A 21,346-nucleotide genomic window follows, 5' to 3' on the forward strand; every position below is an offset into this window, starting at 1 on the left:
ATCGCGCATGCGGGCGCGGGCTAAGATCGAAAAGCCCCTTCGCTTCCGACATCGCTATACATCGCTATCAAACAGGGCACGAGGAGACACCCAATATGAAGAAAAACAGGATCGCCGCCGCGTGCGCGCTGATTTCCGCCTGCGTCGCAGCATTGGCCGTGACGCCGGTCGCCTTTGCCGAAAGCACCGCGACATCGACGCGACTCGACGAAGTCATCGCGCGCGGCACGCTGCGCGCCTGCACGACCGGCGACTACAAGCCCTACTCGTTCTACAAACAGGACGGCACGTTCGAGGGCATCGACATCGAGATGACTGAGTCGCTCGCGAAGTCGCTGGGCGTGAAGGCCGAGTTCGTGAAGACCACATGGTCGAATCTGATGAACGACTTTCTTGCGAAGTGCGATGTCGCAGTGGGTGGGGTTTCGACCACGCTCGAGCGTCAGAAGCGTGCGTTCTTCACCGAGGCCTATCAAGTCGACGGCAAGACGCCGATCGTGCGTTGCGATGACGTGAGCAAGTATCAGAGCGTTGCGCAGATCGACCAGCCTTCGACGCGAGTCATCGTGAATCCGGGCGGCACGAACGAGCGCTTTGCGAAACAGTTTTTTCCGCATGCGAATCTCACCGTCTATCCCGACAACGTGACGATCTTCAAGCAGATCCTCGCAGGCAAGGCCGACGTGATGGTGACCGATGCCTCGGAAACGCTCCTGCAACAGAAGCTCAATCCAGGGCTGTGTTCCGTGCATCCCGACAAACCGTTCCAGTACGGCGAGAAAGCATGGATGGTGCCGCGCGGCGATGTCGTGTTTCAGCAATACGTCGATCAGTGGCTGCATCTCGCGCGTGCGAGCGGCGAGTATCAGACGATCTCCGACAAGTGGCTGAAGTGAACGACGTGACGTGATGTGAACAGCGATGTGCACTGCATGCGTCTTGATCGACAATGCATCGAATGACGTTCGCGCCGCGTTCGAAGGCGCGACAACATTCGTTAATCCGTATGACGAGTTGCAACCACTCGTTGCAAACGGATATGACGAATCATTGCATCGCACACATGAATGCGAACGTGAATGCACGCTGCATGTGCGATAGCCGCGCGTATTTTCGTGTGACGCATCACGCCGTTCGCCCATCCAGCGGGACTTCGTTCATGCAGCGGGAATGTCGCATTGCGACGCTACTTTTTACGGCCGTGCAGCGCACTAAATTGCAGGTAAAAATGACTTTCGCAAAACGCTCAGGATGGCAAAAAATCCCGCGGAGCCTTATACGACGGGCGTTACAACCTGAAACACTTTGTTACCGCGAAGGTTCATTAATTCGCCCACAATGCCTTCAACGGTTTCAACACGGATGTGGCTCGGTGCAAAGTGTGAGCGGACACGATCACCGGGCGGTCGGCATCAGCCGAAGCCCTGCTTAGGGACATCCTTGCTGGAGCCGTGACCGGCGTTTAGTACGTTGCAGCCGGCTCCTCCTTTGGTCTCCTCGCGCTAACCCCGTAGCGTGTGGTTTTTAGCGGGCTCCAGGCCCGCTTTTTTTTCGTCCGCAGTTTCCCCACACCTCGCTTTTACGCCTCATTCAGGCGATCCGTCGATGCACTTTGCTGCATTGAGCATACTGTTCACGCTTCGCAATTCGTTGAACTGGCTGACGTCGTTCGCACGTGCTCCAGCCAGTTCGTTCGGTATCCCGATTAATGGTTAATTAACGAAGCGTGCATCTCACGCCGTCTTTTGCTCGCTGATCTTGAGCTCGTCGATCATGCGCGCGCGCATGACGAACTTCTGCACCTTTCCCGTTACAGTCATCGGCAATTCGTCGACGAAGCGAATGTATTTCGGGATCTTGTAGTGCGCAATCTGTCCCTGGCAGAACGCCTGGATTTCTTCGGCCGTCGCCCCCTCGCCCGGACGCAATACGATCCACGCACAGACCTCCTCGCCGTATTTCGCATCGGGCACGCCGAACACCTGCACCGTCTGCACTTTGGGATGGCGGAACAGAAACTCTTCGATCTCGCGCGGATAAATATTCTCGCCGCCGCGAATCAGCATGTCCTTGAGTCGGCCGACGATGTTGCAGTAGCCCTCGGCGTCGAGCGTCGCGAGATCGCCCGTATGCATCCAGCCATCGACAATCGACTCGGCTGTCTTTGCCTCGTCGTCCCAATAGCCGCGCATCACCGAATAGCCCTTCGTGCAGAGTTCGCCCGTCTCGCCCACCGGCACGATGTTGCCAAGCGCATCGACGATCTTCACTTCGAGATGCGGCTGGATGCGTCCCACCGTGGTCGTGCGCTTGTCGAGCGGGTCGGTGGTGGCGCTCTGGAACGATACCGGGCTCGTCTCCGTCATGCCGTACGCGATGGTGATTTCCGCCAGATGCATCTTTGCGACCACGCGCTTCATCGTCTCGATCGGGCAAGGCGAGCCGGCCATGATGCCCGTGCGCAAACGCGTGAGATCGAAACTCGCGAAGTCGGGATGATCAAGCTCGGCAATGAACATCGTCGGTACGCCATGCAGCGCCGTGCAACGCTCGTCCGAGACCGCTGCGAGCGTCGCACGCGGATCGAAGGCCTCGCCCGGGAACACCATGTTCGCGCCCACCGAGACGCAGGCCAGCACCGCGAGCACCATGCCGAAGCAGTGATAAAGCGGCACGGGAATGCAGAGCGAATCCTCTTCGGTCAGCTTCATCGCCATGGCGATGAAGCGCCCGTTGTTGAGCACGTTGCGATGCGTGAGCGTCGCGCCCTTCGGGTTGCCCGTGGTGCCACTCGTGAACTGGATGTTGATGGGGTCGTCGGGGCTGAGCGTCGCGCCGATCGCGTCGAGTTCCGCCTTGCCATTGAGCTCCAAACGCTCGCGACCTTGCTCGATCACATCGCTGAAGTTGAGCATGCCCGGCGTGTCGCTATCGCACATGCGGATCACCGCGCGTAGCTCCGGCAGCTTCGCGGCATGCAGATCGCCCGGCGTCGCGCTCGCGAGTTCGGGCGCGAGCGTCTGGAGCATCTCCAGATACTTCGACGTCTTGAAGCTTTCCGCCGCGACAATGGCCTTGCAGCCGACCTTGTTCAGCGCGTATTCGAGTTCGGCAAGCCGATAGGCCGGATTGATGTTGACCAGCACGGCGCCGATGCGCGCCGTCGCAAACTGCGTAAGCAGCCATTCGACGCGATTGGGCGACCAGATGCCCACGCGGTCGCCCGCGCCAATGCCGAGCGCGAGAAAACCCGCGGCCAGCACGTCCACTTCGTCGGCGAATTCGCGCCAGTTCCAGCGGATGCCTTGCTCGCGGAACACGACCGCTGGCCGCCCGGGAAAGCGCTGCGCGGTGTCGAGCAGGAACGCGCCGATGGTCGCGTCGCTCAGCGGCGTGGCGGTCGACCCGCGCACGTAAGAAAGCCCGTCTTTCGGCGCGATGAGCGCTTCGCGCGAGGCGCTAGCTGCGGCTGCGTCGATTGCCATGGTGGCTGTCTCCCCGGGAGTCTCTCTCCCGTTTGAAATGGATTTGAAAACCATTGTGCCACCGCCTTCAGAGGTGACAGCATCAAGTTTTACCCGCAGCGCATGGGCTGCAAACGTGTAGGCCAGCGTCGCCGCCGGACGTCACGAAGGCATGATTTCGCATTACCTTTCCGTAAACGTCAAGTGATTTTCTCGTGTCGCCAGGGAAGGCCCTGAATCACGGGAATCCAAAGGGCGAAAAAAAACGGGCTCCCGTGAGGGAGCCCGTTTCAAGGCGGCCGGCGCGCGCCCGAAGGCGCACGCTGTCGCGCTTATTTAGTGCTGGTTCATCTTGCGCAGGCGCTGGATCGCCGCGAGTTGCGCCACTGCGTAGGCCAGTTCAGCCTGTGCCGTAGCGTACTCGAGGTTCGAGCCGGCGTTTTGCAGTGCCTCTTCGGCGCGCTTGCGCGCTTCAGCGGCCTTCGCTTCGTCGAGGTCCTTGCCGCGGATCGCGGTGTCGGCGAGCACCGTCACGGCGCCCGGCTGCACTTCGAGAATGCCGCCTGCGACGAACACGAACTCTTCCTTGTCGTCTTCCGCCACGATGCGCACGGCGCCCGGACGAATACGCGTGATCAGCGGCGTGTGGCCCGGCAGAATGCCCAGTTCGCCCGCTTCACCCGGAAGCGCGATGAACTTCGCCTGGCCGTCGAAGATGCTCTCTTCGGCGCTGACGACGTCTACCTTGATGGTTGCTGCCATATGTGTCGACTCCTAGGGGTAAGTGGCTGCGGTGGCGGATAAGTCGCGTGACTTATCCGCACTTCGGCAACTAACCCTTACTGGATCTTCTTGGCCTTTTCGAAGGCTTCGTCGATCGTGCCGACCATGTAGAACGCCTGCTCCGGCAGGTGATCGCACTCGCCTTCGACGATCATCTTGAAGCCGCGGATGGTTTCCTTCAGCGGCACGTACTTGCCCGGCGAGCCCGTGAAGACTTCCGCGACGTGGAACGGCTGCGACAGGAAACGCTGGATCTTACGTGCGCGAGCGACCGACAGCTTGTCGTCCGGCGACAGTTCGTCCATGCCCAGAATTGCGATGATGTCACGCAGTTCCTTGTAGCGCTGGAGCGTCTGTTGCACGCGACGCGTGATCGAGTAGTGCTCTTCACCGATCACGTTCGGGTCGATCTGACGCGAGGTCGAGTCGAGCGGATCGACTGCCGGGTAGATACCCAGCGAAGCGATGTCACGCGACAGAACGACAGTTGCGTCAAGGTGGCCGAAGGTCGTAGCCGGCGACGGGTCGGTCAAGTCGTCCGCAGGGACGTACACGGCCTGAACCGACGTAATCGAGCCCTTCTTGGTCGACGTGATGCGCTCTTGCAGCTTGCCCATCTCTTCAGCCAGCGTCGGCTGATAGCCCACTGCCGACGGCATACGGCCGAGCAGTGCCGACACTTCCGTGCCAGCCAGCGTGAAACGGTAGATGTTGTCGACGAAGAACAGAACGTCGAGGCCTTCGTCACGGAAGTGCTCAGCCATCGTCAGACCGGTCAGCGCGACGCGCAGACGGTTGCCCGGCGGCTCGTTCATCTGGCCATAGACCAGCGCGACCTTGTCCAGGACGTTCGAGTCCTTCATTTCGTGGTAGAAGTCGTTCCCTTCACGGGTACGCTCGCCAACACCGGCGAACACGGAGAAACCACCGTGTTCCTTAGCGATGTTGTTGATCAGTTCCATCATGTTGACGGTCTTGCCCACACCTGCACCGCCGAACAGACCGACCTTACCGCCCTTTGCGAACGGGCAGACCAGGTCGATAACCTTGATGCCGGTTTCGAGCAGTTCAGCCGAAGGCGACAGGTCTTCAAACGCCGGTGCCTTCTGGTGAATCGCGCGCGTCGTCTCGCTGACGATCGGGCCCGCTTCGTCGATCGGGCGACCGAGCACGTCCATGATACGGCCGAGGGTCGGCTTGCCGACCGGCACGCTGATGGGCAGGCCCGTGTTCTTGACTACCGTGCCGCGACGCAGGCCGTCCGACGCACCCAGACAGATCGTGCGCACGACGCCGTCGCCGAGCTGCTGCTGCACTTCGAGGGTCAGGTCCGACCCTTCGAGAACCAGCGCGTCGTAGATCTTCGGCATGTTCGCACGCGGGAATTCCACGTCGATCACCGCGCCGATGCACTGTACGATCTTGCCTTCTACCAAAGCAGTTGTACTCATCGATTTTCCTTTAGATACCTGAATTCTTACTCGCCTGCCGGATTGCACCGGCGCGGTTGCGCGTTCGGTTCGCGTTTCCCGAGGGTCAGACGGCTGCTGCGCCGCCGACGATTTCCGAAAGTTCCTTCGTAATCGCGGCCTGGCGGCTCTTGTTGTACGAGAGCTGCAGTTCGTTGATGACCGTCTTCGCGTTGTCCGACGCTGCCTTCATCGCGACCATACGGGCCGACTGCTCCGACGCCATGTTCTCAGCCACGGCCTGATAGACCAGTGCTTCGACATAGCGGACCAGCAGTTCGTCCACGACGGTTTGCGCGTCCGGCTCGTAGATGTAGTCCCATTGCGACTTCGGCGTCGCGCCGTCGTCCTCGCCGCCCGTGAGGCGCTCGTTCGACAGCGGCAGCAGTTGCTCGATCACCGGCTCCTGCTTCATCGTATTGACGAAGCGCGTGTAGCACAGGTAAACCGCCGAGAGCTTGCCTTCCGAGTACTGGTCGAGTTGCACCTTGATGGCGCCGATCAGCTTTTCGAGGTGAGGCGTGTCGCCGAGTTGCACGACGTTCGAGACGACCTTCGCGCGCAGACGGTTCAGGAAACCGAGGCCCTTGCTACCGATCGCAGTTGCCTCGATCGATTGGCCGGACGCTTCCAGATCCTTGAACTTCTGCAGCGTCGCGCGCAGCACGTTGGTGTTCATCCCGCCGCACAGACCCTTGTCGGTCGTGACGAGAATCACGCCGGCGGCCTTCGCATCGTTGTTTTCCGTCATGAACGGATGACGATACTCGGGGTTCGCACGGCTCATGTGCGCAGCGATGTCGCGGACCTTATCGGCATACGGGCGAGCAGCGCGCATGCGCTCCTGGGCACGGCGCATCTTCGACGCCGCGACCATTTCCATCGCCTTGGTGATCTTGCGCGTGTTTTGCACGCTCTTGATCTTGCCGCGAATTTCCTTCATTCCAGCCATTGCTTGCTCCTTTGTCGACCTGGGTCAGTGCATAAGCGCTGACCCAGGTCCCAGTCCGATTATCTAAGTTGATTCCCGGACGGATCAGTATGCGCCGGACTTCTTGAAGTCCTTGAGAGCGGCGTGAAGCGCGTTCTCGTCGTCCTTCGAAAGGTCCTTCTTGTCCTCGATGCGCGCGACGAGGTCAGCGTGCTTCGACTTCAGGTATTCGCGCAGACCCTTTTCGAACGGCAGCACTTCGGCGACGTTGATGTCGTCGAGGTAACCGTTGTTCGCCGAGAACAGCGCCACAGCCAGTTCCCAGACTTGCAGCGGCTGGTACTGGGGCTGCTTGAGCAGTTCCGTCACGCGGCGGCCGCGCTCGAGCTGCTTGCGGGTCGCTTCGTCGAGGTCCGATGCGAACTGGGCGAATGCCGCCAGTTCACGGTACTGCGCGAGGTCGGTACGGATACCGCCCGACAGCTTCTTCACGACCTTGCTCTGAGCCGCACCGCCAACACGCGACACCGACACGCCGGCGTTGATTGCCGGGCGGATGCCTGCGTTGAACAGGTCGGTTTCCAGGAAGATCTGGCCGTCGGTAATCGAGATCACGTTCGTCGGAACGAATGCCGTGACGTCGCCTGCCTGCGTTTCGATGATCGGCAGTGCCGTCAGCGAACCCGTCTTGCCCTTGACTTCACCGTTCGTGAACTTCTCGACGTAGTCGGCCGACACGCGTGCAGCGCGCTCGAGCAGACGCGAGTGGAGATAGAACACGTCGCCGGGGTAAGCTTCGCGGCCCGGCGGGCGGCGCAGCAGCAGCGAGATCTGACGGTATGCCCAGGCTTGCTTGGTCAAATCGTCATAAATGATCAGGGCGTCTTGACCGCGATCGCGGAAGTATTCGCCCATCGTGCAGCCAGCGTACGGTGCGAGGTACTGCAGCGCAGCCGATTCCGAAGCCGAAGCCGCGACAACGATCGTGTACTCGATCGCGCCGGTTTCTTCGAGCTTGCGCAGCACGTTCTGGATCGACGAAGCCTTCTGACCGATGGCGACGTAGATACAGATGAGATCCTTGCCCTTCTGGTTGATGATCGTGTCGACGGCCACTGCAGTCTTGCCGCACTGACGGTCGCCGATGATCAGCTCACGCTGGCCACGGCCGATCGGCACCATTGCGTCGATCGACTTCAGACCGGTTTGCACCGGCTGCGACACGCCTTCACGCCAGATCACGCCCGGAGCGATCTTTTCGATCGCGTCGGTCATCTTGGCGTTGACCGGGCCCTTGCCGTCGATCGGGTTGCCGAGCGGATCGACCACGCGGCCGACCAGTTCCGGACCAACCGGGACTTCCAGAATGCGACCCGTCGTCTTGACGATGTCGCCTTCCGAGATGTGTTCGTACTCACCGAGAATCACGGCGCCGACCGAGTCACGCTCGAGGTTCAGCGCGAGACCGAAGGTGTTGCCCGGGAATTCGAGCATTTCGCCTTGCATCACGTCCGACAGGCCGTGGATACGCACGATGCCGTCGGTCACGGAGATCACGGTGCCCTGATTGCGAACGTCCGCGCTCGCTTCAAGGCCCTGGATCCGGCTCTTGATCAGCTCGCTGATCTCAGAGGGATTGAGTTGCATTATTCGCTCCTGATGTTCAATTCTGTTGCGTGCCAGCCGCCACGCCCGATCGTTGCGATCGAGGCGTTCAAGCGGTCAGAGCCGCCTGCATGCTGGCGAGCCGCGCGCGGACCGAGGTATCGAGCACTTCGTCGCCGACCGTGACGCGCACGCCGCCGATGAGCGACTTGTCGATCTCGACGGCCGGCTTCAGCTTGCATTTGAACTTGCGTTCGAGGCTGGCGACGAGTTCGTCCAGTTGCGTGCCTTCGAGCGGGAACGCGCTGACGATCAGCGCGTCTGCTGCACCGGCCTTGGCGTTCTTGAGCGCTTCGAACTGCGTGTGGATTTCCGGCAGCAGTTCCAGGCGGTGATTCGCGACCAGCATCTGAACGAGGTTCTTGGCCTCGGCCGAATCCTTGAGCGGGGACTTCACCGCCGCGAGCAGCAGCTCGACGACTTGAGCAGGGCTCACTTTCGGGCTCGACGCGACCGACAGTACGTCGGGCACGGCCGCAACCTGTGCCAGCTCCGTTACGAGCGTGGACCAGGCGGCGAGGTCACCAGCTTCGGCCACGCCAAACAGGGCTTCTGCGTACGGGCGGGCGATGGTTGCAAGTTCGGCCATGATCAGAGCTCGGCTTTCAGTTGATTCAGCAGTTCGGCATGGGCCGACTGATCGACTTCGCGCTTCAGGATCTGCTCGGCGCCTTGCACAGCGAGGGCGGCGACTTCGGCGCGCAGAGCTTCACGTGCCTTGACCACCTGCTGGTCGGCATCCGCTTTCGCCGTAGCGATGATGCGGGCTGCTTCAGCTTGTGCCTGAGCCTTGATTTCTTCTGCGACTGCCAGTGCGCGCTTTTCTGCGTCGGCGATGCGGTTCTGGCCTTCGTTACGGGCCGTGGCGAGTTCTTCGCCCACACGCTTGTGCGCCGCTTCGAGTTCCTGCTTACCCTTTTCAGCAGCCGCGAGGCCGTCAGCGATCTTCTTCGAGCGCTCGTCGAGGGCGTTGATCAACGGCGGCCACACGAACTTCATCGTGAACCACGCGAGGATCAGGAACACGACCATTTGCGCAAACAGGGTTGCGTTGAGATTCACGGTGTTTCCTTAATCAGCTATTCCGGGGAATTGAAACGGCAAGGCGCTCATCGGTTGTGAAACTCGATCAGCGCCTCGTCACCCGTTCCGCTATGCGCCCATTCCGTTATAGATCAGGCGCAACCTTCCAGGGAACTTAGCCCGCGACCGCAGCGAGCTTCGACAGCAGCGGGTTTGCGAACGCGAACAGCATTGCAACACCAACACCGATCAGGAACGCTGCATCGATCAGACCAGCCAGCAGGAACATCTTCGTTTGCAGCGGGTTCATCAGTTCAGGCTGACGTGCGCACGCTTCGATGTACTTGCCGCCCATCAGGCCGATACCGATACAGGCGCCAATTGCACCCAGGCCGATGATGATGCCGATACCGATGGCCGTGAAACCCTGGATGTTGGCGATGAAAGCTTGCATGATCACTCCTTTGTGAGATTTTCTGGAACTGGGGATTTGAAACTTAAAACTGCAAATCTGGGGTCGACTGCCGCTTAGTGGCTGTCGTGTGCCTGGCCGATGTACACCAGCGTCAGCATCATGAAAATGAACGCTTGCAGCAGAACGATCAGGATGTGGAAGATCGCCCAGACGCTACCTGCAATCACGTGGCCGATGAAGCCAAGCACCGTCGTGTCCGCACCGAAAGTCCAGAGACTGCCCAGCAGGGCGATCAGCAGGAACAGCAGTTCGCCTGCGTACATGTTGCCGAACAACCGCAGCGCGAGCGAAACCGTCTTGGCGACGAACTCGATGATGTTGAGTGCAAGGTTCGGGATCCACAGCAGCGGATGCGAGCCGAACGGGGCCGACAGCAGTTCGTGAGCGAAGCCGCCAGGACCCTTGATCTTGAGGTTGTAATAGATCATCAGCACGAACACGCCGAGCGCGATGCCGAACGTGCCGTTCAGGTCGGCGGTCGGGACGATGCGCTGGTGCGGCAGTGCTTCGGACAGACCCAGCCAGCCGATCACGCGGCCCGGCAGGTCGACGGGGATGAAGTCGAGGCAGTTCATCAGCGCGACCCAGACGAACACGGTCAGGGCCAGCGGCGCGATGAATTTACGATTGCCGTGGATGATGGACTTCGACTGGTCTTCGACCATTTCGACCAGCATCTCGATGGCGCACTGGAAGCGGCCCGGAACGCCCGAGGTCGCGCCACGCGCTGCGAGACGCAGCAGGAAGATGGTCACGAGGCCACACAGAATCGACCAGAACAGCGTGTCGATATTCCAGACGTGAAAATCGACGATCGACGTCTGGTGCGAGGTGGAAAAATTCTGCAAGTGGTGCGCAATGTACTCTGACGGATCCAGAGCGCGCGTGCCTTCGCTAGCTGCCATATCGTTAAAAGCCACCCAAATTGTCGAAAATCGGTTCCGGTCGCGCCCACAATGCTGTATTGCGGGAACGCACCGCTGCGGAGCCAGTCTTAGTTCCGCATGTGCCGGCTCGGGGAGTCCAACCGTTCACCACTTCGATCGCTTCGACGTCCTCCGGGCAGGAGGCGGCGCGATGTCAGCGGTGGGTCAGCGCAACGCGAGCGCGATCCAGTATGTCTTCAGTGCGATCAGGTAAGTGACGAGCAAGGGAATCCACTGCACGTCGCGATACCAGAACGCGATGGCGACGAACATCGCTATCGTCGCCCCCATCTTGAATGCTTCGCCGAGCACCCAGTTGAATACGGTGGCTGCACGGCTCAACTGCTTGAGGCGCGCCGCGAACAACGCACCGGGTACCCAGCAGATCGCTCCACCCAGGAATGCCGAGAACGCTACGGCGTTCGACGCGTCAGCACCCGGCGGCTTATAAAACAGCCACCAGACCAGCGTAGCAACCAGGGACAAAACCACTTGCGCCGCCACGACACGAAACGGCGTGACGCGCGATGGGCGACTCACCTGTGCGCCGAAGATCTGCTCGGCTTCGGCCCGGGTGAGCGGAACGATGTCGTTGTTTTCTTGCTGGTCGGCGTCCCACTCCGCGTTGTGGTCGTGTCGACCATCGTGCGCAGTGGCTCCTGCTGCATCCGGGCCCGCATCCTGCCCCCGGCGGGATGCATCGCTCACGTGTTGCGGACCTTCGGGCCCTTCATGCGCCTGCGGCGCTTCGTCTGGCCTCTGACCCACCATCGTTTGCTTCCGGATATTTGCCTTGCGCGCGCTTTCTTGCAACGTGCTTACAGCATCGCCAACCAAATAAATCCGGGCGATTGTAAGCGATAGTTGCAGCCAATTCAAGACTTTAGCCCGCTCAATAACACCTGTGAAATGCTACTTCATCATGCGGAAAACACGCCATTACTCCGGGGGTAACGGAAACTGTAAGGGAGTGTCCTGCACACGATCTGCACTCAGGAGAGCCAGGCAAAACGGGGCGCGATTTTACCGTGGAACGGCGTTCGTGTCGCCCTGACTTGTCGTATTTCCGTCAGAAAAAATATAACAAGAGTGCGCCGCCCAATACCCCGATTAACCAGAAAGGTATGGAGATGAGGTGGAACGACAGCCACACTCCCCGCTCGCCCGACAGCCGCACGGCAATCAGGTTCGCCAGCGAGCCGATGGCCAGACCAAAGCCCCCCACACTCACACCGAACGCAAGCGCACGCCAGTCGTGTGTGAAGCCCGCAAGCACGATGGCCGCAGGAACATTACTGATGACTTGCGAAAGCACGGCACCTGCGGCATATGCGCGCAGGGGCGTTTGCAACGCCAGATCGGCAAGCGCGTGATGGATCCAGGGAAGTGCCGCGGCGCTGCGCAGCACGATGAACATCAGCACGAAGATCAACAGCAATAGCCAGTCGATCTTCAAAACGATGCGCGCGCGCCACAGCAAAAAGCCCCCCCCTACCCCGGCGAGCGCGATGCCCGCGCGATGCGCATCGGCGAGCAGCACGAAAGCGACGAACAACACGGCGGCGACGCCGGCCAACGCGCGATCGACGGGATGTTCGTCGGCGTCTTGTGTGAGATCAAGCGGTTGCGATTTGAACAGCATCGCGGCGAGTCCGAACAGCAGGGCCATCAGATACGCGCAAAGTGGCGCGAGTGCGGCAACGAATCGCCCGAACGACACGCCGCTCACTTGCCAGAGAAAGAGATTCTGCGGATTACCCAGCGGGGTGAGTACCGAACCCGCGTTGACGGCCAGCGCGATCATGATGACGAGCCGCTTGAGCGGCAACGGCGTGAGCTTGTGCAACGAGAGCACGAGCGGCACCACGACGAAAAGCGCGACGTCATTGGTGACGATCGTCGAAAGCGCGGCGGCAAGTGCAATGAGCAGGAACGCCAGCGCGCGCTCGGAGCGAATGCTGTGCACCAGCCGGTGCGCGGTCCAGGTAAGGAATCCTGAATATTCCAGCGCCTTGGTGAGAATCAGCAGACCGGCAAGCGTCATCACCGTTTGCCAGTCCACCAGTGCGGGCAATTTGCGCCAGGGCGTAGGTGCGAGCACCTGCAGCAAGACGAACGCAACGACGAGTATCGTCAGCACCGGTTCGCCACGCGCGAACGCGCCGAACCGATGCAGCAGGTTCGGCGTTCTACTCACGGAGCCGCGCTTCGCGGCATCGGGTTCTCGCACCGGTCGCAGCGCGTGCGCGTCAGACTGCGGTTTCGCCGCGCAGGCGCAGCAGAATACCTTCGAGCGAATCGAGGTCGCCGAAATCGACCGTCAACTGACCGCGACCTCTGCGGCCAACCTTGATCTTGACCGTTGCGGCCAGCAGGTCGGACAGTTCTTCCTCCAGACGGCGCGTGTCGCGGCCGCCATCCTGTGCAGCCTTCGCCTTGACCGCAGGCACAGCCTTCGTTGTGGCCGCAACGAGTTTTTCCGTTTCGCGAACCGACAGGCGACGATTGACCACCTGATGTGCGAGCTGGATCTGCGTGGCGCCATCCACGGCGAGCAGCGCACGCGCGTGGCCCATGTCGAGATCGCCGGCGAGCAGCATCGTCTGCACCGGCGTCGCAAGATTCAACAGACGCAGCAGGTTCGATACCGCGCTACGCGAGCGCCCGACCGACTCGGCAGCCTGCTCGTGCGTGAAATTGAATTCGTCGAGCAGGCGTTGAATGCCCTGCGCCTCTTCGAGCGGATTCAGGTCTTCGCGCTGGATGTTCTCGATCAGCGCCATCGCGGCGGCGGCCTGGTCGGGCACGTCCTTCACGAGCACCGGCACTTCCGTCAAACCCGCGATGTTCGCGGCACGGAAACGCCGCTCACCGGCGATGATCTCGTAGCGATCGGCGCCGATCGGACGAACGAGGATCGGCTGCATCAGTCCCTGCGCGCGAATGCTCGCAGCGAGTTCCTGGAGTGCGCCTTCGTCCATGCGCGTGCGCGGCTGATACTTGCCCGCCTGCATCTGCGTGAGCGGGAGCGTGTTGGGCGCGCCCTCGATCTTCACCGCGTCGGTAATGTCCGCGCTGCCGCCGAGCAATGCTTCCAGTCCTCGGCCCAGTCCCTTTTTACGTGCTACTGCGTTCATCGTGCTTCCCCAGTCTGCGTCAGAGCGCGCGCACGCGCTCGATCATTTCCGCGCCGAACTGCACGTAGGCCTGCGCACCGCGCGACGCGCGATCGAACACCACGCCCGGCAAGCCGTAGCTGGGTGCTTCCGCGAGACGCACGTTGCGCGGAATCACCGCGTCGAACACCTTGTCGCCAAAGTGCTCCTTGAGTTGCTCCGATACCTGTTGCTGCAGCGTGATGCGCGGATCGAACATCACGCGCAGCAGGCCGATGACCTTCAGCTCGCGATTCATGTTCGCGTGCACCTGCTTGATCGTGTTGACGAGATCCGACAGACCTTCGAGTGCGAAGTACTCGCACTGCATCGGGATCACGACGCCATGCGCCGCGCACAGACCGTTCAGCGTGAGCAGCGAAAGCGCGGGCGGGCAATCGATCAGCACGAAGTCGTACTGGTCGTCCACCTGGGCCAGCGCGTTCTTCAGGCGTCGTTCGCGTTGATCGACCGAGACCAGTTCCACTTCGGCGCCGGCCAGTTCGCGGTTGGCGGGCAGCACGTCGTAGCCCACGTGTTCCGGGCTCGTGCGCGCGTCGGGTACCGACACGCCGTCGACGAGCACTTCATAAACCGTGTTCTCGCAAGCGGCCTTATCGATGCCGCTACCCATGGTTGCATTGCCCTGCGGGTCGAGATCGATGAGAAGGACACGCTGTCCCTGCGATGCGAGGCTCGCGGCGAGATTGACCGTTGTCGTCGTCTTGCCGACGCCGCCCTTCTGGTTCGCAACGCAGAAGATTTTTGCCATCTTGTGTGTGTCCCTTTACTGCCTGAAAAGTTTGCTTACGTTAGCCCAGCCGTATCGGCTGAGCTATTCGGCCTTTCGGCCAATGTTGCTTCGTGCCGCGTTCACGCTTGCGGAAGTGGTTCGACCAGCACTTCGCTCAGATGCCGTTCGGCGTCGAGCATCGGCACCGTGAGACGAATCGTCCTGACCGCATGCGCGCCTTCGGGCAAGCGCTCGATCTCGCCATCGGGGCGCACGCCCTTCATTGCCCAGATCGCGCCGCCGTCGGCAACGAGGTGACGGGCCAGTGTAACGAAATCGGACAGTTCCGCGAATGCCCGCGAGACGATCAAGTCGAATTTTTTCGGTACTTCGATGCCCGGCCGCAGCGATTCCACCCGCCCCGTCACCACCGCCAGATTCGTGAGCTTCAGTTCGGCCTTCGCCTGGGACTGGAACGCCGTCTTCTTGTGCACGATGTCGTTCAGCGTGACATGCCAGTCCGGACGTGCAATCGCCAGCACGATGCCGGGCAAGCCACCACCCGAACCCACATCGAGCACCGTCGCGTTTTCACGTGAAGGCAGATGCGGCAAGATCGAAAGTGAATCGAGGATGTGCTGGATCAACATCTGACGCGGATCGCGGATCGCCGTCAGGTTATAGACGGCGTTCCACTTCGCGAGCAGCGTCACGTAGTCCAGCAGTTGTTCGTGTTGACGCTCGTTGAGATCGAGGGAAAGCGCGTCCGCGCCCTCCTTCAACATGCGTGCGAGGCCGTCGCGGTCTGCGATGCCAGGTTGCCGTGCGCGCCCCGTCATTGAGCCACCGGCTTGTTGTCGGCGCCTGCATCGGCCGGGTTCTTCGGACGACGGCCCAGACCGCGCTTGAGGTGCACCATCAGCAGCGAGATCGCTGCGGGCGTGATGCCCTGAATACGCGATGCCTGGCCGATCGTCTCCGGTCGGAACTGGTTGAGCTTCTGACGCGCCTCGAACGAGAGACCACGCACATCGGCATAGTCGATACCTTCCGGCAGGCGCGTGTTTTCGTGCGCACCGTTGCGCTCGATCTCATCGGCCTGTCGATCGATGTAACCCTGATACTTGATGCCGATCTCGATCTGTTCCTTGATCTGTTCGAGCAGGACCGGATCGTCGGCGAGCGGTGCCTCGGGTGCACAGGCACCTTCGCGCAAACCGCACACACCGTCATAGCTCACGCCCGGACGGCGCAGCAGGTCGGCGAGATTGTATTCACGATCAATCGATTTACCGAGTAGCGCCGTCGCTTCTTCTGCGCCCAACGTCTTCGGGTTCACCCACGTCGACTTCAACCGTTCGGTTTCACGTGAAACAGCATCGCGCTTGCGGCTGAATGCGTCCCAGCGTTCGTCGTCCACGACACCCAGTTCGCGGCCGATTTCCGTCAGACGCATATCCGCGTTGTCTTCACGCAGGCTCAGTCGATACTCGGCACGACTCGTGAACATGCGATACGGCTCGGAAACACCACGCGTCACGAGGTCGTCGACCAGCACGCCGAGGTAGGCTTGATCGCGGCGCGGGCACCATGCGTCCTTGCCCTGCACTTGCAAGCCGGCGTTGATACCCGCAAGCAGGCCTTGCGCCGCGGCTTCTTCGTAGCCGGTCGTGCCGTTGATCTGACCCGCAAAAAACAGGCCACCGATCACCTTGGTTTCCAGCGATGCCTTGAGCCCACGCGGATCGAAGTAGTCGTACTCGATCGCATAGCCGGGACGCAGGATGTGCGCGTGCTCCAGACCGCGCATCGAATGCACGAGCTCCAGTTGCACGTCGAACGGCAAGCTGGTCGAGATCCCGTTCGGGTAGAACTCGTTGGTCGTCAGGCCTTCGGGTTCCAGGAAGATCTGGTGCGATTCCTTCGAGGCGAAGCGATGAATCTTGTCCTCAATCGACGGGCAATAACGCGGCCCTACCCCTTCGATCACGCCCGTGTACATCGGCGAGCGATCCAGACCGCCCCGGATGATGTCGTGCGTGCGCTCGTTGGTATGCGTCACCCAGCACGGAATCTGTTGCGGATGCTGCTCGGCGCGGCCAAGGAACGAGAAGACCGGCACCGGATCGAGGTCGCCCGGCTGCTCTTCGAGCACCGAAAAGTCGATCGTGCGGCCGTCGATACGCGGCGGCGTGCCCGTCTTGAGGCGGCCTTGCGGCAGCTTCAGTTCCTTCAGGCGGGCCGAAAGCGTCACCGCAGCCGGATCGCCAGCACGGCCGCCCGTGTAGTTGTTCAGGCCCACGTGGATCTTGCCGTCGAGGAACGTCCCCGCCGTCAGCACCACGGCGCGCGCGCGGAAACGAAGGCCGACCTGCGTCACCGCACCGACGACACGATCGCCTTCCACCATCAGGTCTTCGACGGCCTGCTGGAACAGCCAGAGGTTCGGCTGATTTTCAAGACGGCGACGGATCGCGGCCTTGTACAGAATACGGTCAGCCTGGGCGCGCGTCGCACGCACAGCCGGGCCCTTGGACGAATTGAGGATACGGAACTGGATGCCGCCCTCGTCCGTCGCTGCGGCCATGGCGCCGCCGAGCGCATCGACTTCCTTGACCAGATGGCCTTTGCCAATGCCGCCAATCGACGGATTGCAGCTCATCTGACCGAGCGTTTCGATGTTGTGCGTGAGCAGGAGCGTCTTCACGCCCATACGGGCTGCGGCTAGCGCGGCCTCGGTGCCGGCGTGACCGCCGCCGACGACGATAACGTCAAACTCTGTGGGAAAAAGCATGGCGGTGCGCTCACGCACGGACGAATGGACCGCGTGAGCCTTCTCAGAAAAAGTGGTATGCGCGAATTATAACGGTTTCGCGTTTTAAGCCGTTCACACCCTCCAAAACAAAAGCGGCGTGTTTCACGTGAAACACGCCGCTGATTTCTACAGAGCCTGACGAGAACTACACGGGTTTCCTGGCCAAGCCGAGGTACGTTTCGATCACACGCGGGTTCTGCGCCAACTCTCCAGCCGGACCTTCCAGCGCCAGATCGCCCGTCTCAAGCACATAGCCGTAATCGGAAATCTGTAGCGCTGCGCGTGCGTTCTGCTCGATCAGCAAAGTCGCCACACCCGTCTGCCGCAGCGCGCTGATGATGTGGAAGATCTCCTTGACGATCAACGGCGCGAGGCCAAGGCTGGGCTCGTCGAGCATCAGCAAGTCGGGCTTGCCCATCAACGCGCGCCCGACCGCAAGCATCTGGCGCTCGCCGCCCGACAGCGTCCCCGCCGCCTGCGCACGCCGCTCCTTCAGGCGCGGGAAGAGCGCGAACACGTGATCGAGTTGATCGAGGAAGTTGCGCTCCCCTGCCCGCTTGCGCCGATACGCGCCGAGCACCAGGTTGTCCTCCACCGTCATGGACGCAAACAGCTCGCGCTTCTCCGGCACGAGGCACATGCCGCGCGCCACGCGCCGCTCGATCGGCAACGCGCCGACTTCGTCACCCAGATAGGCGATCCGCCCGCTTGCATGTCCGGTCACGGGCAGCGCGCCCATGATGGCGTTGAGCAGCGTGGACTTGCCCGCGCCGTTCGGCCCGATCACGGAGACGATCTGCCCTGCGCCAACCTTGATCGACGCCTTGTGCAGCGCCTCGATCTTGCCGTAGCGCACGGCGAGCCCGGAAACCTCGAGTATGGGTTGCGTCATCATTCCACCCCGCCCAGATAGGCTTCCAGCACCGCCGGATCTTTCTGCACGTCCTCCGGCAAACCTTCGGCGATCCGCGTACCAAACTCCATCACAACCAGGCGGTCGGTCAGATTCATCACGAAATCCATGTCGTGTTCGACCAGCAGCACGCTCATCCCCTCTTCTCTCAGCTTGCGCAGCAAAGCGGCCAGCTCCTGCTTTTCCTTATAGCGAAGCCCGGCAGCCGGTTCGTCCAGCAGCAACAGGGTCGGGTCGCAGCAAAGCGCACGCGCGATTTCCAGAATCCGCTGCTGCCCGAGCGCCAGGCTGCCCGCCTCGTCGTACATATGCTGCTCGAGCCCGACGCGCCGCAATTGCCTCGCCGCCTCGCTCATCAGCCTCCCCTCCTCTGCCGCGTTCAGCTTGACGACGCTGCGCAGCACGCCCGAGTGGCCACGCAGATGCGCGCCAATCGCGACGTTCTCCAGGACCGTCATCGTCGGCAGCAGCTTGACGTGCTGGAAGGTTCGGCCGATGCCGCGGGCGACGATTTCACGTGAAGTCAGCTTGTCGATACGCTCGCCTCGGAACGTGATTGCGCCGCTCGTCGGCTGGAGCACGCCCGTCACCAGATTGAAGGTGGTGGATTTGCCCGCGCCGTTCGGGCCGATCAGTCCGATAATCTGCCCCGCCTTCACCTCGAAGCTCACATCGTTCACGGCGACCAGGCCACCGAACTGCTTGCGCGCCTTATCGACGGTCAACAGCATCTCGCCCGTCGCTGGCTTGCTGCGCTGCGGCAAAGGCTCGGCATGCTCGGGCACATGCGCGCGCGGCCCGCTCGGGAAGAAGCGCGCCACGAACGGCCAGACGCCGCGCCGTGCGTACTGGAGCAACAGCACCATCAGAATGCCGAAGACGATAATCTCGAAGTTGCCGTTCTCGCCAAGCAGCTTGGGCAGCAAGGTCTGCAACCAGTCCTGCAACACCGTGAGGATGGCCGCGCCCAGCACCGCGCCCCAGACGTGCGCGACCCCGCCCACCACCGCCATGAACAGATACTCGATGCCGTGATTCAGGCCGAACGGCGTGGGGTTCACCGCCCGCTGGAGATGCGCATACAGGAAGCCCGAGACCGCCGCCAGGACGGCCGCATAGACAAAGATCACCACGCGCATCCAGGCCGTGTTGACGCCCATCGCCTCGGCCATCAGGCCGCCGCCGCGCAGCGCGCGGATGGCGCGGCCCGTGCGGCTGTTGAGCAGGTTCTGGACCGAGATCACCGACGCCAGCACCACCACCCAGATCAGGTAATAGATGTGCCGTCCGGACTCCAGCTCGATGCCGAACACGTTGAGCACGGGAATGCCGTTGATGCCGTCGTACTTGCCGAGCATGTCCAGATTGCCGAACAGGAAGAACAGCGCGAGTCCCCAGGCGATCGTGCCGAGCGGCAGGAAGTGGCCAGAGAGCCGCATCGTCACGAGACCCAGCACGAGCGCGACGAGCGCCGTGATGACAACGCCGACGATCAACGCAAGCCACGGCGAGACGCCGTATTGCGTGGTCAGATAGGCCGTCGCATAGGCGCCAAGGCCGACGAACGCCGCCTGCCCGAAGCTGGTCATCCCGCCGATGCCCGTCAGCAGCACGAGGCCGATGGCCACGATCGAATACAGCCCGATGTAGTTGAGCAGCGTGATCCAGTACTCGGGCACACGCACGACGCCGGGCAACACCGGCAGCGCGAACATCACCACGAGGAACAGCCAGAAGAAGCGGTTATGCAGAACGATTCTTTTCATCGCGTCACTCCTCTTCCTCTTCGGCGTGCGGCGTGGACAGACTGCGCCACAGCAGCACCGGGATGATCAGCGTGAACACGATCACTTCCTTGTACGAACTGGCCCAGAACGACGAATACGACTCCAGCAGGCCGACGAGCACCGAACCCGCAGCGGCCAGCGGATAGCTCACCAGCCCGCCGATGATGGCCCCGACGAAGCCCTTCAGCCCGATCAGGAAGCCCGAGTCGTAGTAGATGGTAGTGAGCGGCGCAACGAGCACCCCGCACAGCGCACCCAGCCCTGCGGCGAGCGTGAACGCGAGCCGTCCGGCCTGCGTCGTGCCGATGCCGACAAGCTGCGCACCCAGCCGGTTCACCGAGGTCGCACGCAGCGCCTTGCCCGAGATCGTGCGGTCGAAATAGAAGTACAGCGCAACGATCAGCACGGCCGCCGTGCCGATCACCCAGAGGCTTTGCCCGGAGATCGACAGCGCGCCGATGTTGAATGTCGCATCCGAGAACGCACTCGTGCGCGAGCCTTCCGCGCCAAACATCACGAGCCCGAGCCCCACCATCGCGAAGTGCACCGCCACCGCCACGATCAGCAGCAGCAACGTGGTGGCTTCGGCGATCGGCTCGTAGGCGAGCCGGTAGATGAACGGCCCCATCGGCACGACGATGGCGAGCGTGAGCGCGATCTGCGCGAGCATCGGCAAGGGCTGGCCGGCCACGCCGCGCGTGAGCGCGTAGAGCGCGATGGGAAAGAGCAGATACTTGCCCGCGAGCGACACCAGCGTGCGCGCGGCGTGGCGGCGGCGCTCGGCGTGACGCACGAGCCCCGCGGTCTCGAGCACGAAGCAGGCGGCGCCCAAAGCGACGAGCAACCAGCAGGTGGCGGGAAACTTCTGCGATTGCAGCGCGGCGAGCGTCAACGCGCCGTACGAGACAAATTCGCCCTGCGGAATGAAGATCACCCGCGTGACGGAGAACACCAGCACCAGAGCGAGCGCGAGCAGCGCGTAGATCGCTCCGGTGGTGATGCCGTCCTGCGCGAGGATCGCGGCGATCGATAAATCCATAACCCCTCTTTCTGGAACGCGTGAAACCCGCAACGTCAGGGCGACGTTGGATGTGATGCGGGAAGATTCAGCACTGCGGACACCGCGGGAAAAGCGCGCGGCGCAGCCGGTCGGGCTGCGCCGCGTGGGTGCGACGGCTACGAGGGCATACGAGGTGCGGTGTTCACG

Annotated in this window: 19 protein-coding genes; 1 reads left to right on the forward strand and 18 read right to left on the reverse strand. The window is 61.9% G+C overall.

Annotated elements, in window-relative coordinates:
• The first annotated feature begins 95 nt into the window (after positions 1-95).
• The gene (locus tag U5782_RS09650) at positions 96-896 is read left to right on the forward strand and encodes a transporter substrate-binding domain-containing protein (protein WP_322043601.1); all 801 of its coding nucleotides are present in this window, start codon (positions 96-98) and stop codon (positions 894-896) included.
• An 837-nt stretch (positions 897-1,733) separates the two neighbouring features.
• Here the strand turns inward: U5782_RS09650 and U5782_RS09655 are convergent.
• The 18 genes from U5782_RS09655 to U5782_RS09740 form a co-directional block, all read right to left on the reverse strand.
• A complete protein-coding gene (locus tag U5782_RS09655) occupies positions 1,734-3,485 on the reverse strand; it encodes an AMP-binding protein (RefSeq protein ID WP_322043602.1) in 1,752 nt (583 codons plus the stop codon).
• Positions 3,486-3,800: 315 nt separating this feature from the next.
• On the reverse strand, positions 3,801-4,226 hold the full coding sequence (locus U5782_RS09660) for a F0F1 ATP synthase subunit epsilon (RefSeq protein ID WP_322043603.1): 426 nt from the start codon (positions 4,224-4,226) through the stop codon (positions 3,801-3,803).
• 77 nt (positions 4,227-4,303) lie between these two features.
• The gene (gene atpD / locus U5782_RS09665; protein WP_322043604.1) at positions 4,304-5,698 is read right to left on the reverse strand and encodes a F0F1 ATP synthase subunit beta; all 1,395 of its coding nucleotides are present in this window, start codon (positions 5,696-5,698) and stop codon (positions 4,304-4,306) included.
• Positions 5,699-5,783: 85 nt separating this feature from the next.
• Entirely contained in the window at positions 5,784-6,668 is an 885-nt protein-coding gene (atpG, locus tag U5782_RS09670; protein WP_322043605.1) for a F0F1 ATP synthase subunit gamma, read from the reverse strand.
• Between the two features lie 84 nt (positions 6,669-6,752).
• On the reverse strand, positions 6,753-8,294 hold the full coding sequence (gene atpA / locus U5782_RS09675) for a F0F1 ATP synthase subunit alpha (RefSeq protein ID WP_322043606.1): 1,542 nt from the start codon (positions 8,292-8,294) through the stop codon (positions 6,753-6,755).
• Positions 8,295-8,361: 67 nt separating this feature from the next.
• Positions 8,362-8,901 carry a F0F1 ATP synthase subunit delta gene (locus U5782_RS09680; RefSeq protein WP_322043607.1) on the reverse strand — a complete coding sequence of 180 codons (540 nt, stop codon included), beginning with the start codon at positions 8,899-8,901 and terminating at the stop codon, positions 8,362-8,364.
• Positions 8,902-8,903: 2 nt separating this feature from the next.
• On the reverse strand, positions 8,904-9,374 hold the full coding sequence (locus U5782_RS09685) for a F0F1 ATP synthase subunit B (protein WP_322043608.1): 471 nt from the start codon (positions 9,372-9,374) through the stop codon (positions 8,904-8,906).
• 136 nt (positions 9,375-9,510) lie between these two features.
• Positions 9,511-9,789: a F0F1 ATP synthase subunit C gene (atpE, locus tag U5782_RS09690; protein WP_027815999.1), complete on the reverse strand. Its 279-nt coding sequence runs from the start codon at positions 9,787-9,789 to the stop codon at positions 9,511-9,513.
• A 74-nt stretch (positions 9,790-9,863) separates the two neighbouring features.
• Positions 9,864-10,715 (reverse strand): F0F1 ATP synthase subunit A, encoded by an 852-nt coding sequence (gene atpB, locus U5782_RS09695; protein ID WP_027815998.1) that lies wholly within the window; start codon positions 10,713-10,715, stop codon positions 9,864-9,866.
• 186 nt (positions 10,716-10,901) lie between these two features.
• On the reverse strand, positions 10,902-11,507 hold the full coding sequence (locus U5782_RS09700) for an ATP synthase subunit I (RefSeq protein ID WP_415914302.1): 606 nt from the start codon (positions 11,505-11,507) through the stop codon (positions 10,902-10,904).
• Between the two features lie 298 nt (positions 11,508-11,805).
• Positions 11,806-12,933, reverse strand: coding sequence for an SLC13 family permease (locus U5782_RS09705; protein WP_322043609.1), 1,128 nt, complete (start codon positions 12,931-12,933; stop codon positions 11,806-11,808).
• Positions 12,934-12,985: 52 nt separating this feature from the next.
• On the reverse strand, positions 12,986-13,873 hold the full coding sequence (locus U5782_RS09710) for a ParB/RepB/Spo0J family partition protein (RefSeq protein WP_322043610.1): 888 nt from the start codon (positions 13,871-13,873) through the stop codon (positions 12,986-12,988).
• 19 nt (positions 13,874-13,892) lie between these two features.
• On the reverse strand, positions 13,893-14,663 hold the full coding sequence (locus U5782_RS09715; RefSeq protein ID WP_322043611.1) for a ParA family protein: 771 nt from the start codon (positions 14,661-14,663) through the stop codon (positions 13,893-13,895).
• A 101-nt stretch (positions 14,664-14,764) separates the two neighbouring features.
• Positions 14,765-15,463 (reverse strand): 16S rRNA (guanine(527)-N(7))-methyltransferase RsmG, encoded by a 699-nt coding sequence (rsmG, locus tag U5782_RS09720; RefSeq protein ID WP_322043612.1) that lies wholly within the window; start codon positions 15,461-15,463, stop codon positions 14,765-14,767.
• Entirely contained in the window at positions 15,460-17,418 is a 1,959-nt protein-coding gene (gene mnmG, locus U5782_RS09725) for a tRNA uridine-5-carboxymethylaminomethyl(34) synthesis enzyme MnmG (protein ID WP_322043613.1), read from the reverse strand. The genes rsmG and mnmG overlap by 4 nt, the downstream gene beginning before the upstream one ends.
• Positions 17,419-17,584: 166 nt before the next feature.
• Positions 17,585-18,334 (reverse strand): ABC transporter ATP-binding protein, encoded by a 750-nt coding sequence (locus tag U5782_RS09730; protein WP_322043614.1) that lies wholly within the window; start codon positions 18,332-18,334, stop codon positions 17,585-17,587.
• On the reverse strand, positions 18,331-20,118 hold the full coding sequence (locus U5782_RS09735; RefSeq protein ID WP_322043615.1) for a branched-chain amino acid ABC transporter ATP-binding protein/permease: 1,788 nt from the start codon (positions 20,116-20,118) through the stop codon (positions 18,331-18,333). Before U5782_RS09735 ends, U5782_RS09730 begins: the two co-directional genes overlap by 4 nt.
• Positions 20,119-20,122: 4 nt before the next feature.
• A complete protein-coding gene (locus tag U5782_RS09740; RefSeq protein WP_322043616.1) occupies positions 20,123-21,178 on the reverse strand; it encodes a branched-chain amino acid ABC transporter permease in 1,056 nt (351 codons plus the stop codon).
• Positions 21,179-21,346 lie beyond the last annotated feature (168 nt).

This window comes from Paraburkholderia sp. J67, from assembly GCF_905220265.1.
Lineage (GTDB): Bacteria > Pseudomonadota > Gammaproteobacteria > Burkholderiales > Burkholderiaceae > Paraburkholderia.

Bases quoted from the DNA above. Each gene is read 5' to 3' on its own strand.
- U5782_RS09735 (WP_322043615.1), bottom strand. From the start codon at position 20,118: ATGAAAAGAATCGTTCTGCATAACCGCTTCTTCTGGCTGTTCCTCGTG.
- mnmG (WP_322043613.1), bottom strand. From the start codon at position 17,418: ATGCTTTTTCCCACAGAGTTTGACGTTATCGTCGTCGGCGGCGGTCAC.
- U5782_RS09740 (WP_322043616.1), bottom strand. From the start codon at position 21,178: ATGGATTTATCGATCGCCGCGATCCTCGCGCAGGACGGCATCACCACC.
- U5782_RS09680 (WP_322043607.1), bottom strand. From the start codon at position 8,901: ATGGCCGAACTTGCAACCATCGCCCGCCCGTACGCAGAAGCCCTGTTT.
- atpE (WP_027815999.1), bottom strand. From the start codon at position 9,789: ATGCAAGCTTTCATCGCCAACATCCAGGGTTTCACGGCCATCGGTATC.
- U5782_RS09730 (WP_322043614.1), bottom strand. From the start codon at position 18,334: ATGATGACGCAACCCATACTCGAGGTTTCCGGGCTCGCCGTGCGCTAC.
- U5782_RS09715 (WP_322043611.1), bottom strand. From the start codon at position 14,663: ATGGCAAAAATCTTCTGCGTTGCGAACCAGAAGGGCGGCGTCGGCAAG.
- U5782_RS09710 (WP_322043610.1), bottom strand. From the start codon at position 13,873: ATGAACGCAGTAGCACGTAAAAAGGGACTGGGCCGAGGACTGGAAGCA.
- U5782_RS09700 (WP_415914302.1), bottom strand. From the start codon at position 11,507: ATGGTGGGTCAGAGGCCAGACGAAGCGCCGCAGGCGCATGAAGGGCCC.
- atpA (WP_322043606.1), bottom strand. From the start codon at position 8,294: ATGCAACTCAATCCCTCTGAGATCAGCGAGCTGATCAAGAGCCGGATC.
- rsmG (WP_322043612.1), bottom strand. From the start codon at position 15,463: ATGACGGGGCGCGCACGGCAACCTGGCATCGCAGACCGCGACGGCCTC.
- atpG (WP_322043605.1), bottom strand. From the start codon at position 6,668: ATGGCTGGAATGAAGGAAATTCGCGGCAAGATCAAGAGCGTGCAAAAC.
- U5782_RS09655 (WP_322043602.1), bottom strand. From the start codon at position 3,485: ATGGCAATCGACGCAGCCGCAGCTAGCGCCTCGCGCGAAGCGCTCATC.
- atpD (WP_322043604.1), bottom strand. From the start codon at position 5,698: ATGAGTACAACTGCTTTGGTAGAAGGCAAGATCGTACAGTGCATCGGC.
- U5782_RS09660 (WP_322043603.1), bottom strand. From the start codon at position 4,226: ATGGCAGCAACCATCAAGGTAGACGTCGTCAGCGCCGAAGAGAGCATC.
- atpB (WP_027815998.1), bottom strand. From the start codon at position 10,715: ATGGCAGCTAGCGAAGGCACGCGCGCTCTGGATCCGTCAGAGTACATT.
- U5782_RS09650 (WP_322043601.1), top strand. From the start codon at position 96: ATGAAGAAAAACAGGATCGCCGCCGCGTGCGCGCTGATTTCCGCCTGC.